This is a genomic window from Streptomyces sp. NPDC102462, from assembly GCF_044765425.1.
Lineage (GTDB): Bacteria > Actinomycetota > Actinomycetes > Streptomycetales > Streptomycetaceae > Streptomyces.
In genome coordinates this window covers 78,304-91,820 of the sequence record NZ_JBIWKB010000034.1, presented here as the reverse complement: position 1 = coordinate 91,820, position 13,517 = coordinate 78,304, and the positions used below count along the sequence as shown (strand labels likewise).

Here is a 13,517-nt window from a genome sequence, read left to right as displayed (position 1 = left end):
GCCAGGCCCGGTGCGGGGTCCGTCGGGTGCGGGTGCGTTGTGGTTGAGCGCGCAGTTCCCCGCGCCCCTTACGGGGCGCTGCCCCGCCCCGTGTCGGCAGGCGGGCCAGGCCCGGTGCGGGGTCCGTCGGGTGCGGGTGCGTTGTGGTTGAGCGCGCAGTTCCCCGCGCCCCTTACGGGGCGCTGCCCCGCCCCGTGTCGGCAGGCGGGGCGTGCCCGGTGTGGGGTGGCCGGCCTGGTTCGTTGGGTGCGGGTGCGTTGGGGCTGAGCGCGCCGTTCCCCGCGCCCCTTACGGGCGCGCTGCTCAGCCCCGTGTCGGTGTGCGGGGTGTTACCAGCGGGGGGTGGTGGGGGTGGACCATTGGGGGTTGGCGGCTCGCATCGCGGCTGCGTCGTCGCGGTCTCTGAGCGTGCCGTCGTCGGCGGCCCAGCGGCGGTGCAGGAACTCCAGGCGGTCCCGGTCGAGTTCGACGCCGAGGCCGGGCGCGTCCGAGACGGTGATCTTGCCGCCGGTGAAGGTGAGGCGTTCGGTGAGGACGTCCTCCGACTGCCAGGGGTAGTGGGAGTCGCAGGCGTGGTGGAGGCCCGGGACGGTGGCCGCCACGTGGGTCATGGCGGCCAGGCTGATCCCCAGGTGGGTGTTGGAGTGCATGGAGACGCCGACGCCGAAGGTGTTGCAGACCGCGGCCATTTGCTGGGTGTTGCGCAGCCCGCCCCAGTAGTGGTGGTCGCAGAGCACCACCTGGACGGCGCCCGTGGTGAAGGCTTCCTGGATCTCGGCGAACGTCGTCACGCACATGTTGGTGGCCAGCGGGACGGGGGTGCCCGCGGCGACCTCGGCCATCGCGGGCGTGCCGAGGGTGGGGTCCTCCAGGTATTCGAGGACGTCGGCGAGTTCCTTCGCCACGTTCAGCGAGGTCGCCACGGACCAGGCGCCGTTGGGGTCGAGCCGCAGCGGGTGCCCGGGGAAGGCCCGGGCCAGCGCGCGGACGGCGGCCGTCTCCTCGTCGGGCGGGAAGACGCCGCCCTTGAGCTTGAAGGAGGTGAAGCCGTACCGCTCCTTGAACAGGCGTGCCTGCGCGACGATCCCGGCCGGGTCGAGGGCGGCGCCCCAGTCGTCCCGTTCGCAGGCCACGCCCTCGGGGTGGCCGGCCCACTTGTAGAAGAGGTACGCGCTGTACTCGACGGCGTCGCGGACCTTGCCGCCGAGCAGCGCGTGCACGGGCAGGCCGAGCGCCTTGCCGAGGGCGTCGAGGCAGGCGACCTCGAAGCCGGAGACGACGGACAGCCGCAGTTTGTCGGCGGTCTGGACGCCGCGCAGCCCGCCGACGTCGATCGCGTCGCTGACCCGGGAGGAGTCCACGGCGATCTCGTCGGCGATGGTGAACAGCCCGTTGAGGTCGGACACCTGACGTCCTGTCAGCCGTTCGGCGAACGGCCGGGCCAGGTCCAGGTACTTGGTGTCCCCGTACGTCTCGCCGATGCCCGTGACGCCGTCCGCGGTCAGCACCTCGATGATCAGGCGGGGCGTGTAGGGCTGGTGGACGCCCTGCGTGTTCAGCAGCGGCGGGTCGGCGACCAGGATCGGGGTCAGCCGTACGTCGGTGATGGTCAGGTCACGGATCACAGGCAGTCAACCGCCCTCGTCTCGCCATATAGACGTCATCCATATATGAAGACAGAGGCTATGGAGGCGAACCACGGGCGTCAACGGTCCGGAACGATCCGACTACGATCGGCACAGGGCGGACGCGGAGAGCCGTTACTCGAAGGTGTACGCGTCCACCTCCGCCAAGTACCTCGCGCGGCGCTCCTCGTCGTCCTCCAGGAACGACGCCAGGAAGGAGTTGCGGGCCAGCTCGCGCAGCCGGTCCTCGGTCAGGTCGAGGGCCTCGCGCACCGCGTCGAAGGTGTCGCCGACGTAGCCGCCGAAGTAGGCCGGATCGTCGGAGTTGAGCGTGCACATCAGCCCGGCGTCCAGCATCGCGGGCAGCGGATGCGCGGTCAGGGTGTCCACCGCGCGCAGCCGCACGTTCGACAGCGGGCACACGGTCAGCGGGACGCGCTCCCGCACCAGCCGTTCGACCAGCGCCGGGTCCTCCAGGCAGCGCAGCCCGTGGTCGACGCGCTCGGCGCCCAGCACGTCCAGCGCCTCGGCGATGTACTCCGGCGGCCCCTCCTCGCCGGCGTGCGCCACCCGCCGCAGCCCGAGCGCCGCGGCGGCCTCGTACACCTCGCGGAACTTCACCGGCGGATGCCCGGCCTCGGCCGAGTCCAGGCCGACGCCGGTGATCCGGTCGAGGTGCGGCCGGGCCGCCTCCAGGGTGCGCAGCGCCGACTCGGCGGACTCGTCCCGCAGGAAGCACATGATCAGCCGGGTGGAGACGCCGTGGTTCTGCTCGCTGCTGCCGAGCGCACGCCACAGCCCCTCGACGACCGTGTCCATCGCCACTCCGCGGGCGAGGTGCGCCTGCGGGTCGAAGAAGACCTCCGCGTGCCGCACGCCCTGGGCCGCGGCGCGGGCCAGATAGGCGTCGGCGAGGTCCGCGAAGTCACGCTCGGTGCGAAGGACGGCCATGAGTTCGTAGTACAGGTCGAGGAAGGACCGCAGGTCCTCGAACCGGTAGGCCGCACGCAGTTCCTCGGTGTCCGCGTAGGGGAGTTTCACGCCGTTGCGCTCGGCCAGCCGGAACGCCAGCTCGGGCTCCAGGGTGCCTTCGATGTGGAGGTGCAGTTCCGCTTTGGGGATGGACATCAAAGCATCGTAAGGCCGTTTCACCTGCGCTTCGGAACCGGCACCCTCAGCAGGTCGTGCGCCACCGTCAGCTCGCCCTCGAAGCCCGCGGCCCGCGCCTGCCGCTCGAACTCCTCCGGACCCGGGTACCGCTGGCTGAAGTGGGTGAGCACCAGGTGCCGCACGCCGGCGTCCCGGGCCGCGCGGGCTGCCTGACCAGCCGTCAGATGACCGTACTCCGTGGCCAGTTCGGCGTCCTCGTCCAGGAAGGTGGACTCGATGACGAGCAGATCGCAGCCCTCGGCGAGCGCGTGCACCCCCTCGCACAGCCGGGTGTCCATGACGAACCCGAAGCGCTGCCCGCGGCGCGCCTCGCTGACCTCGTCGAGCGACACACCCCGCAGCACGCCCTCGCGCTGCAACCGCCCGATGTCCGGCCCGGCGATGCCGTGCGCGGCCAGCCGCTCCGGCAGCATGCGGCGCCCGTCGGGCTCGATCAGGCGATAGCCGTACGACTCGACCGGGTGCGACAGCCTGCGTGCCTCCAGGGTGTAGGCGGGGGTCACCGCGAGGGTGCCGTCGCGGTCCACCGGCGCCTCGGTGAGCGCGACGGTCTCCCGGTAGGCGGTGGCGTACCGCAACCGGTCGAAGAAGCGCTGTCCGGAGCGCGGGTAGTGGGCGGTGACCTGGTGCGGCACCCGGTCCAGGTTGATCCGCTGGATCACGCCGGCCAGGCCCAGCGAGTGGTCCCCGTGGAAGTGTGTGACGCAGATCCGGTTCAGGTCGTGGGCGGCGACCCCGGCCCGCAGCATCTGGCGCTGGGTGCCCTCGCCGGGGTCGAACAGGATCCCCTCGCCGTCCCAGCGCAGCAGGTAGCCGTTGTGGTTGCGGTGCCGGGTGGGCACCTGGCTTGCGGTGCCGAGCACGACCAGTTCACGGACGGACATGGCGCCCTATCCGGGGGGCCACTGCAAGCCGCGACCGCCGAGGATGTGCGCGTGGGCGTGCCAGACCGTCTGTCCGGCGCCGCTGCCGGTGTTGAAGACGATGCGGTAGCTCTCCAGCTTGTCCTCGTCGGCGACGGCCTGGGCCTCGCGCAGCACGTCCGCGGCGAGCGACGGGGCGGCGGTGGCCAGTGCGGCCGCGTCGCGGTAGTGCGCCTTGGGGATCACCAGGACGTGGGTGGGCGCCTGGGGGTTGATGTCCCGGAAGGCGACCGTGGTCGTGGTCTCCCGGACGATCGTCGCCGGGATCTGCCCCGCAACGATCTTGCAGAACAGACAGTCGCCCTGCGGCGCCCCATCCGCTTGCTCCCCTACCATGCATGCCTCCTGACACCGACCGATCCAGTACGGCTGCATGGTAGCGACCCGCCCCCCGACAACCGCGCCCCAGCAGCACCCCAAGGGCCCCGAGGAACTGCGCGACAAGCCACAACGACGCCGCACCCAAAGAGCGACAGGTGCCCCCAAAGGGGCGCGGGGAACTGCGCGACAAGCCACAACGGCCCCGCACCCAAAGAACGACAGGCGGCCCCCCAAGGGACGCGAGGAACTGCGCGACAAGCCACAACGGCCCCGCACCCAAGGAACCGCAAATCCCCGAAGGGTCACGGCAAGGTCGGTGGAATCTTGGCGGGGTTGGACTCCAGCGCGGCCAAGGCCAGGGCCACCGCCTCGTCCAGTTGGGGATCGCGACCGGCCGCCCAGTCCTGGGGCCGGTGCACCACCTCCACGTCCGGGTCCACCCCGTGGTTCTCCACACCCCACTCGTAACCCTCCAGCCAGAACGCATACTTCGGCTGGGTGATCCGGGTGCCGTCGACCAGGTGGTAGCGGTTGTCGATGCCGATGACGCCGCCCCAGGTGCGGGTACCGACCACCGGCCCGATACCGAGCGCCTTGATCGCCGCGTTGACGATGTCGCCGTCGGAGCCGGAGAACTCGTTGGCGACGGCCACCACGGGCCCGCGGGGCGCGTCCAGCGGGTAGCTGAGCGGCCGCATGCCGCGCGGCACGTCCCAGCCGACGATCCGCCGGGCCAGCTTCTCCACGACGAGCTGCGAGGTGTGCCCGCCCCGGTTCTCCCGTACGTCCACGACCAGCCCCTCGCGGACCACCTCGATCCGCAGATCGCGGTGGATCTGCGCCCAGCCCGGCGCCTGCATGTCCGGCACGTGCAGATAGCCGAGCCGGCCGCCGGAGCGCTCATGGACGTACGCCCTCCGGTCCGCGACCCAGGCGTGGTAGCGCAGCGGCTCCTCGTCGTCGAGCGGGACGACGACGGTGTGCCGCAGGTCGCCGCCGCCGGCCGGCGAGACGGTCAGCTCGACCGGCTGCCCGGCCGTGCCGACGAGCAGCGGGCCCGGGCCGGCCACCGGGTCGACCGACCGGCCGCCGACCGCGACGATCGCGTCCCCGGCGCGCACCGCGGCGCCGGGCGCGGCCAGCGGGGAGCGGGCGCGTGGGTCGGAGGTCTCCGCGGGCAGGATCCGGTCGATGCGCCAACTGCCGTCCGGGTGCCGGGAGATGTCGGCGCCGAGCAGGCCCTGGCGGGCGCCGGAGCCGTAGCCGCCGCGGGGTATCACATAGGCGTGCGAGGCGCCGAGTTCGCCCTGCACCTCCCACAGCAGGTCGACCAGGTCGTCGTGGGTGGCGACCCGGGCGAGGACGGGGCGGTAGCGGTCGAGGACGCCGGCCCAGTCGACCCCGCCCAGGTCGGGCCGCCAGAACTGGTCGCGCATGATCCGTCCGGCCTCGTCGTACATCTGCCGCCATTCGGCGACCGGGTCCACGGTCTGCCGGACCCGGGCGAGGTCGACGGTGAGGCTGGTGTCGCCGTCGTCGTCATGGGCGGCCCGCCGGTCGCTGGGCACCACCCTCAGGCGCTCGTCGGTGCGCAGCAGGACGCGTTTGCCGTCGCCGCTGACCTCGAAGTGGTCGGCGTCGACGGCCAGATGCTCGATGCGCTGCTGGACGAGGTCGTAGCGCTCCAGTTCGGTCTTGGGGTCCGGGTCGTCGGGCGCGGCCCTGGACGCGCCGAGGACACCGCGCACCGGGTGGCGCAGCCACAGCACGCCGTCCTTCGCGGCGCGCAGGTTGGAGTAGCGGGCGGCCTCGACCGGGAACGGGACGATCCGGTCGGCCAGGCCCTCCAGGTCGATACGGGTCGCGGGGGTGCCCTCGCTGTCGGGTGTCTCCTCCCGGTCGGGGGTCTCGAACGGCCGCCCGTGCCGCTGCGGTCCGAACGGGGACGGCGTGGTCGCGGCCAGCGTGATCAGATGCGGGCGGTCGCCGACCACGAAGGCCAGGTCGAGGACGTGCTCGTCGTACACCGGGTCGAAGGACCGGTTGGACAGGAAGGCGAGGTGTTTGCCGTCGAGGGTGAACGCGGGCGCGTAGTCCTGGAAGCGCAGCGGGGTCGCCTCGGTGACCGACAGGTCGGTGGTGTGGGCGAGCCGGAGCTGGCACAGCGGGTGCGGGCCTGGGTGCGACCAGGCGAGCCAGGCCGAGTCGGGCGAGAAGGCGAGCCCGGACACGTCGCCGTCCGCGCTGCGGTCGACCTCGCGCACCTCGCCGGTCTCCCGTTCGACGAGCAGCAGCCGCCCGTCGTGCGCGGCGACGGCGGCCCGGCTGCCGTCGGGTGCCATGGCCAGCTCCAGGACCCGGCCCAGCTGTCCCGCGGCGAGCCGGCGGGGTACGGCGCCGGGCACGGTGCCGGTCGCGGGGGCGAACTCCAGGGCGTCCTCGCCCTCGGCGTCGGTCACCCACACCACCCATTCCTCGCCGTCCGCGCGGAAGGTGCGCGGCAGCCGGGCCCGCACCCCGGACTGCGCGGCGAGGGCGCGGGTGGGGCCGGAGCGGTGGGTGACCCAGTGCACGGCGCCGCGTACGCAGACCGCGCTGCCGCGCGCGGTGTGGTCGGGGGACGCGGCCCCGAACCAGCGGGCCGCGTTCAGCGGGTAGGGCTGGAGGTCCAGGCCCGGACCGCCCAGCCGCAGGTCGAGACGGAGCGGCTGCGCCCCGTCCAGGTCGTCGAGCAGGCACAGTTCGCCGGCGCTGGAGTAGACGACCCGGCTGCCGTCGGTGGCGGCGTGCCGGGCGTAGAAGCCGTCGAGCGGGGTGTGCCGGCGCAGTTCGGAGCCGTCGGCGAGGGAGGAGTACAGGGCTCCGGTGCCCTCGTGGTCGGAGAGGAAGGCGATCCGGTCCCCCACCCACATGGGGCACTCGATGTTGCCGTCCAGTTCCTCGTGCAGCCGGACGAACTCCCCGGCGCCCTGTGCGTCGCCCGCCGCGTCGGGGGCGTTCTGGTCGATCCACAACTTGCCCGCCGTACCGCCCCGGTAGCGCTTCCACCAGGCGGCCTCCCGGCCCATCGTCGCGGACAGCAGCACGGTGCGCGGCCCGAACGCCACGTCGCCGACGGGCCCGTACGGCAGGGTGGTCGCGGGTCCGCCGTCGAGCGGGACGGCCCGTGCCCAGCTGCGGCGCAGGCTGGGCTGGCCGTGTGTGCTGAGCGCGAGGACCCGGCCGTCCGGGGTCCAGCCACGCACCTGGGTGCGCCAGCTCCCCCAGTACGTCAGGCGCCGCGCGGGACCGCCGTCGACCGGGGCGACATGCACCTCGGGGGCGCCGTCGCGGGTGGAGGTCCAGGCGACGGCGGTGCCGTCGGGCGAGATGCGCGGCTGGGTCACCGGCACGTTGTCCGCGCTGAGCCGCCAGGCCCGGCCGCCGTCCAGGGGGGCGAGCCAGACGTCGTCCTCGGCGGTGAAGGCGACCAGGTCGCCGCGCAGATGGGGAAATCGCAGATACGAAGAGGCTCGGGGGAGGCCGGCCGAACCCGCCACGCTCACCGCGCCCGTCGATGTGGACTCAGTCACCCGATCACCCTATGCAGCGCGGGCCGCGGATGGACCCGGTTCGGATCACTTGCCCGCGACGGGACGGCAGGAGGGGTCCGTCTGGCACCACAGGGTGCGGGTGACGGTCACCGTGACGGTGGGGACGGGGCGCGGCACGCTCGGGGGCCGGTAGGTGGCGGGCGGGGTGTAGGCCGGCCCGGGGGTGGCGGCGCAGTCGCCGAGGCCGTTGACGTGGAACCGTTCCTTGCCGTCCACCGTGGCGAGCAGGTCGCCGCGCACGCAGGCGCCGTCGACGGCCTTGGTGACACGGCCCTTGACGGTGATGTCCTTCCCGTCCTCGGTACGGCCCCGGCAGTCGACGGAGATGATCGTGCTCGCGGTGGACGAGGGCGACCGACCGGTCGCCGTGCCGCCGTCGCCGCCGGTGCAGCTGAGCCAGCTCACGTCGACGTGCTCCCGTTCGAGCCGTGCCGTCGCGGTCCTGTCTGTGGTGTACGCGACGGTCGCGGTGTTCAGGCCGCCCGGCTCACAGGCCACCGCACCGCCCACGGCCAGTACCGCGAGCCCCGCCACTGCCGTCACCCGCGCCCCGCGGAGCCGGGGCCGAATCCACCTGAATACCCCCATGAAGGGCAGACTGCCACCGCCCCGCCCACCGCGACAGACCACAACAGGCCAGTCACCTGTACGTGTGAGCGGACCCGCCGGGCCGCCGACGACCGGTACGGCCCTGGAACTCATCTGCGAGCCCGCTCTTGGGAGCCCGGTCCGGGATGGGGCCGGTGGGGTGTCAGGTCCAGCGGTTGGTGTGGGACAGGACGACGGATGCGGCGGCGGTGCCGGCGGTCGATGTGCGCAGCACCGTGGGTCCGAGGACGTACGGCCGCGCGCCCGCCTCGGCGAAGAGCGCCAACTCCTCGGGGGAGACGCCGCCTTCGGGCCCCACGACCAGCACGATGTCGCCCTCGGCGGGGAGTTCGGCGGTGGCCAGCGGCTCGCTGCCCAGGTCCCGGTCCTCGTGCAGTACGACCGCGAGGTCGGCGTCGGCGAGCAGCGCGGCGACCTGCCGGGTGGTGGCCGCGTCCGCGATCTCCGGGAAGCGCACCCGGCGGGACTGCTTGCCGGCCTCGTGGGCGGTGGCGCGCCACTTGGCGAGCGCCTTCACACCCCGCTCGCCCTTCCACTGGGTGATGCAGCGGGCCGCCTGCCAGGGCACGACTGCGTCGACGCCGACCTCGGTCATCATCTCCACGGCCAGCTCGCCCCGGTCGCCCTTGGGCAGCGCCTGGACGACGGTGATCCGGGGCTGCTCCACGGGCTCCTCGACCACGCTCTCCAGGTCCATGAGGATCAGGCGGTCCTTGCCCTCGGTGGCCTTGACCACGCCCTCGATCCAGCGCCCGCGCCCGTCGGTGAGCACGACGTCCTCGCCGGGCCGCAGCCGCTTCACGGACACCGCGTGCCGGCCCTCCGGCCCGTCGAGCACGAACTCGCCGCCGGACACGCCCACTTGCTCCAGTGAGTCGACCACGAACACCGGCGCCGTCATCGCGCGTCGCCTCCGGCCGACAACGCCGTCCTGGCCGCGTCGAGTTCGGCCGCCAGGGTGTGCACGAGCTGCCCGGCGGGCAGCTCGCGGGCCATCCGGTGGCCCTGGCCCGCCCACAGCGCCATGCCCTGCGCGTCCCCGGCCTTGGCGGCGGCCTTGCGCAGCGGCGAGGTCAGGTGGTGGACCTCCGGGTAGGCGGCGGGGGCGTACGGGCCGTGCTCGCGCAGGAACCGGTTGACCAGGCCGCGGGCCGGCCGGCCGGAGAACGCCCGGGTCAGCTCCGTACGGACGAACAGGGGGTTGGTCAGGGCCTGTTTGTGCAGGGCGGACGCGCCGGACTCGGGGGTGGCGAGGAACGCGGTGCCCAGCTGGGCCGCGTCGGCGCCGGCCGCGAGGACCGCGGCGATCTGGCTGCCGCGCATGATGCCGCCGGCGGCGACGATCGGGATGCCCACGGTCTCGCGGACCTGCGCGACGAGGGCGAGCAGCCCGAGTCCGGAGCCGTCGTTCTCCGGGATGTCGCGGTGGGTGCCCTGGTGGCCGCCGGCCTCGACGCCCTGGGCGATCACCGCGTCGGCGCCGGCCCGCTCGACGGCCAGGGCCTCCTCCGCGGTGGTCGCGGTGACCAGGGTGAAGGTGCCGGCCCGGCGCAGCGAGTCGATGGCCTCCCGGCTCGGGACGCCGAAGTGGAACGACACCACCGGCACGGGGTTGTCGAGCAGCACGGCCAGCTTGGCCTCGTAGCCGTCGTCCCGGCCGCTGTCCGGGTCGCCGAGTTCGGCCCCGTACCAGCCGGCCTCGCCGGCCAGTTGATGCGCGTACACCTCGACGGCCGCCGCGTCGGCATACTCCGGCTGGGGCAGGAAGACGTTCACCCCGAAGGGGCAGCCGGTGAGCCCCCGCAACTGCTTGATCTCCTGGTACATGCCGTCGGCGGTCTTGTACCCGGCGGCGAGGAACCCCAGCCCGCCCGCCTCGGACACGGCGGCGGCGAGCTGCGGGACGGCGACACCGCCCGCCATGGGGGCCTGCACGATCGGATGTGGGCAGAGATCGGTCAGTGGGGATGACATGACCGCATGTTGTCACGTCCTCCGCACAAGTCCGAAACCGGCCTCCGCTTGGCATACTCCCCCGGCAACCGACGCCCCGGGGGCCGGCCACAGCCGGTGTCAGCGGCCGTTGAACGCGTCCTTCAGCCGCGAGAACAGACCCTGCTGGCCCGGCTGGAACTGGCCCTGGGGGCGTTCCTCGCCGCGCAGCTTGGACAGCTCGCGCAGCAGGCGCTCCTGCTCGGGATCGAGCTTGGTCGGGGTCTGCACCTCGACATGCACGATGAGGTCGCCCCGGCCGCCGCCCCGCAGATGGGTCACGCCCCGGCCGTGCAGCGGGATCGACTGGCCGGACTGGGTGCCCGGACGGATGTCGACCTCCTCCATGCCGTCCAGCGTCTCCAGCGGCACCTTCGTGCCGAGGGCCGCCGCGGTCATCGGGATCGTCACCGTGCAGTGCAGATCGTCGCCGCGGCGCTGGAAGGTCGGGTGCGGCAGCTCGTGGATCTCGACGTACAGATCGCCGGCGGGCCCGCCGCCGGGGCCGACCTCGCCCTCGCCGGCGAGCTGGATGCGGGTGCCGTTGTCGACACCGGCCGGGATCTTCACCGTCAGGGTCCGGCGCGAACGCACCCGGCCGTCACCCGCGCACTCCGGGCACGGCGTCGGCACGACCGTGCCGAAGCCCTGGCACTGCGGGCACGGGCGCGAGGTCATGACCTGGCCCAGGAAGGACCGCGTCACCTGCGACACCTCACCGCGCCCGCGGCACATGTCACACGTCTGGGCCGTGGTGCCCGGCGCCGCGCCCTCGCCGTTGCAGGTCTTGCAGACGACGGCCGTGTCGACCTGGATGTCCTTCGTCGTACCGAAGGCCGCCTCGTCCAGCTCGACCTCGATACGGATCATGGCGTCCTGGCCGCGCCGGGTGCGCGAGCGCGGCCCGCGCTGCGACGCCGTGCCGAAGAACGCGTCCATGATGTCGGAGAAGTTGCCGAAGCCGCCCGCCCCGAAGCCGCCCGCGCCGGCGCCGCCGGACTGCGAGAGGGGATCGCCGCCGAGGTCGTAGACCTGCTTCTTCTGCGGGTCCGACAGCACCTCGTAGGCGGCGTTGATCTCCTTGAAGCGCTCCTGCGTCTTCGGATCGGGGTTGACGTCCGGGTGCAGCTCGCGCGCGAGCCGCCGGAAAGCCTTCTTGATCTCATCCTGCGACGCGTCGCGGCGCACGCCGAGAACGGCGTAATAGTCCGTGGCCACCTACGACTCCGCCAGGATCTGTCCGACGTACCGTGCCACTGCGCGTACCGCTCCCATCGTTCCCGGGTAATCCATGCGGGTCGGTCCGACCACGCCGAGCTTGGCGACTGCCTCGCCGCCCGAACCGTAGCCGACCGACACCACGGACGTGGAGTTGAGTCCCTCATGGGCGTTCTCGTGACCGATGCGCACCATCACGCCCGGATCCTTGGCCTCGCCCAGCAGCTTGAGGAGCACCACCTGCTCCTCCAGCGCCTCCAGGACCGGCCGGATCGTGAGGGGGAAGTCATGTCCGAAGCGGGTCAGATTGGCGGTGCCGCCGATCATCAGCCGCTCCTCGTTCTCCTCGACCAGTGTCTCCAGGAGGGTGGAGAGCACCGCCGAGACCGTACCGCGGTCCTCCGCCTCGAAGGCATCGGGCAGATCCTCGACCAGGTTCGGCACGTCCGTGAAGCGGCGGCCCGCGACCCGGCTGTTGAGCCGCGCGCGCAGATCCGCCAGGGACGTCTCGCCGAACGGCACCGGGCAGTCGACCATCCGCTGCTCGACCCGGCCGGTGTCCGTGATCAGCACGAGCATCACGCGCGCGGGGGCGAGCGAGAGCAGTTCCACATGCCGCACGGTCGAACGGGTCAGGGACGGATACTGCACGATGGCGACCTGCCGGGTCAGCTGCGCGAGCAGCCGCACCGTCCGCGTCACGACGTCGTCGAGGTCGACGGCGCCGTCGAGGAAGTTCTGGATGGCGCGCCGCTCGGGCGCGGTCATCGGCTTGACGCCGGCCAGCTTGTCCACGAACAGCCGGTAGCCCTTGTCGGTGGGGATCCGCCCCGCGCTGGTGTGCGGCTGGGCGATGAACCCCTCGTCCTCCAGGGCCGCCATGTCGTTACGGACCGTGGCCGGGGAGACGCCGAGGTTGTGCCGCTCGGTGAGCGCCTTCGAACCCACCGGCTCCTCGGTGCCGACATAGTCCTGGACGATGGCACGCAGCACCTGGAGCCTGCGTTCGCTCAGCATCGCGCGTCCACCTCCAGCAAGTCGTCCCCGCGGCCCTTCGGGTCCTTCGCCTGGCACTCTGAGCAGGCGAGTGCCAGCTTCCCCGCCCCAGTGTACGGCCGTGGGGTACACCCCGGGCAAGGCCGGTCCCACCGGATCGTGCCCGGCGGCTCCCGGCGCTGAGCAGGTCCAGTGAAGTCCGCTGCGGTTCGACAGCGCCCCGAAGGGGCGCGGGGCTGTATTGATATGCGGCTCCGCCGCGCGGGCGCGACCAGCCACGACGGTGCCGCAGACGACCGACGGCATATCGCGGCATGCCCAGCGGAGCGCTTAGCGTCGCCGTATGACGGCGACTTGGGAAGAGGCGGGCTGGGAGCGGGTGGCCCCCGGGGTGGGGCGGTGCCGGCTGCCGGGCTGGGACTGTACGGCCGGACTGGTCCTCGGGGCGAGCGCGGCGCTCGTCGTGGACGCCGGGTCGAGCCTCGCGGAGGGCGCCCGGCTGCGCGCGGCGGCCGAGCGGATCGCCGGCCGCGGTGTGACCCATCTCGCGCTCACCCATCCCCACTTCGACCATGTCTTCGGCGCGGCGGCGTTCGCCGGGGCCGAGGTGTACGCCGCGGCCGGCATGGACGCGGTGTTCGCCCGCGAGCGGGACGGACTGCGCCGGGACGCGGTCCGCAACGGCCTGGACGCACGGCTCGCGGCCGAGGCGGCGCGCGCCCTGGCCCGGCCCGACCACCCGGTCAGCGGCGAGCGGACGCTGGACCTGGGCGGCGGCCGGCGGGTGCTGCTGGCGGACGTGGGCCCCGGTCACACCGCCCATGACCTGGCGGTGCTGGTCCCCGGCGAGCCGGGGGTCGTCTTCTGCGGCGACCTGGTCGAGGAGTCCGGGGAGCCGCAGGCGGGCCCCGACGCCGTACCGTCCCGCTGGCCCGCCGCCGTCGACCGGCTGCTCGCCCTGGGCGGCCCGGACGCGCTGTACGTGCCCGGTCACGGGGCGGTGGTGGACGCGGCGTTCGTCCGCGGGCAGCGGGACGCGCTGGCCGCGCGTTTCGGCGTGTCGTGATCGC

11 protein-coding genes are annotated in these 13,517 nt (G+C 73.1%); 1 reads left to right on the top strand and 10 read right to left on the bottom strand.

The features are described 5' to 3' along the window. Positions 1-329: 329 nt before the first annotated feature. From ACIRFL_RS26935 to hrcA, 10 genes are all read right to left on the bottom strand, one after another. Positions 330-1,625 (bottom strand): glucarate dehydratase family protein, encoded by a 1,296-nt coding sequence (locus ACIRFL_RS26935; protein ID WP_404033313.1) that lies wholly within the window; start codon positions 1,623-1,625, stop codon positions 330-332. Between the two features lie 135 nt (positions 1,626-1,760). Further along, on the bottom strand, positions 1,761-2,753 hold the full coding sequence (locus ACIRFL_RS26930) for an adenosine deaminase (protein ID WP_404033310.1): 993 nt from the start codon (positions 2,751-2,753) through the stop codon (positions 1,761-1,763). A gap of 20 nt (positions 2,754-2,773) precedes the next feature. Continuing rightward, complete coding sequence (locus tag ACIRFL_RS26925; RefSeq protein ID WP_404033308.1) at positions 2,774-3,679, bottom strand: ribonuclease Z; 906 nt, start codon at positions 3,677-3,679, stop codon at positions 2,774-2,776. A gap of 6 nt (positions 3,680-3,685) precedes the next feature. Further along, the gene (locus ACIRFL_RS26920; RefSeq protein WP_404033305.1) at positions 3,686-4,054 is read right to left on the bottom strand and encodes a histidine triad nucleotide-binding protein; all 369 of its coding nucleotides are present in this window, start codon (positions 4,052-4,054) and stop codon (positions 3,686-3,688) included. A 287-nt stretch (positions 4,055-4,341) separates the two neighbouring features. Then, positions 4,342-7,611 (bottom strand): S41 family peptidase, encoded by a 3,270-nt coding sequence (locus ACIRFL_RS26915; RefSeq protein WP_404033303.1) that lies wholly within the window; start codon positions 7,609-7,611, stop codon positions 4,342-4,344. A 45-nt stretch (positions 7,612-7,656) separates the two neighbouring features. Further along, positions 7,657-8,175 carry a hypothetical protein gene (locus ACIRFL_RS26910; RefSeq protein WP_404033300.1) on the bottom strand — a complete coding sequence of 173 codons (519 nt, stop codon included), beginning with the start codon at positions 8,173-8,175 and terminating at the stop codon, positions 7,657-7,659. A gap of 208 nt (positions 8,176-8,383) precedes the next feature. After that, positions 8,384-9,142: a 16S rRNA (uracil(1498)-N(3))-methyltransferase gene (locus ACIRFL_RS26905; protein WP_404033297.1), complete on the bottom strand. Its 759-nt coding sequence runs from the start codon at positions 9,140-9,142 to the stop codon at positions 8,384-8,386. Continuing rightward, positions 9,139-10,215, bottom strand: a complete 1,077-nt coding sequence (locus tag ACIRFL_RS26900) for a nitronate monooxygenase (protein ID WP_404033294.1) — start codon at positions 10,213-10,215, stop codon at positions 9,139-9,141. Before ACIRFL_RS26900 ends, ACIRFL_RS26905 begins: the two co-directional genes overlap by 4 nt. Before the next feature lie 99 nt (positions 10,216-10,314). Beyond that, complete coding sequence (dnaJ, locus tag ACIRFL_RS26895) at positions 10,315-11,451, bottom strand: molecular chaperone DnaJ (RefSeq protein WP_404033291.1); 1,137 nt, start codon at positions 11,449-11,451, stop codon at positions 10,315-10,317. After that, positions 11,452-12,468: a heat-inducible transcriptional repressor HrcA gene (gene hrcA, locus ACIRFL_RS26890; protein WP_404033288.1), complete on the bottom strand. Its 1,017-nt coding sequence runs from the start codon at positions 12,466-12,468 to the stop codon at positions 11,452-11,454. Positions 12,469-12,790: 322 nt separating this feature from the next. On the opposite strand from hrcA, the gene ACIRFL_RS26885 reads away from it, so the two are divergent. Further along, positions 12,791-13,513 carry an MBL fold metallo-hydrolase gene (locus ACIRFL_RS26885; RefSeq protein WP_404033286.1) on the top strand — a complete coding sequence of 241 codons (723 nt, stop codon included), beginning with the start codon at positions 12,791-12,793 and terminating at the stop codon, positions 13,511-13,513. Positions 13,514-13,517 lie beyond the last annotated feature (4 nt).

What these genes read in the sequence shown, in the direction of transcription:
- ACIRFL_RS26920 (WP_404033305.1), bottom strand. Translation starts at nt 4,054, where the DNA reads ATGGTAGGGGAGCAAGCGGATGGGGCGCCGCAGGGCGACTGTCTGTTC.
- ACIRFL_RS26930 (WP_404033310.1), bottom strand. Translation starts at nt 2,753, where the DNA reads ATGTCCATCCCCAAAGCGGAACTGCACCTCCACATCGAAGGCACCCTG.
- ACIRFL_RS26905 (WP_404033297.1), bottom strand. Translation starts at nt 9,142, where the DNA reads ATGACGGCGCCGGTGTTCGTGGTCGACTCACTGGAGCAAGTGGGCGTG.
- ACIRFL_RS26900 (WP_404033294.1), bottom strand. Translation starts at nt 10,215, where the DNA reads ATGTCATCCCCACTGACCGATCTCTGCCCACATCCGATCGTGCAGGCC.
- ACIRFL_RS26925 (WP_404033308.1), bottom strand. Translation starts at nt 3,679, where the DNA reads ATGTCCGTCCGTGAACTGGTCGTGCTCGGCACCGCAAGCCAGGTGCCC.
- ACIRFL_RS26885 (WP_404033286.1), top strand. Translation starts at nt 12,791, where the DNA reads ATGACGGCGACTTGGGAAGAGGCGGGCTGGGAGCGGGTGGCCCCCGGG.
- hrcA (WP_404033288.1), bottom strand. Translation starts at nt 12,468, where the DNA reads ATGCTGAGCGAACGCAGGCTCCAGGTGCTGCGTGCCATCGTCCAGGAC.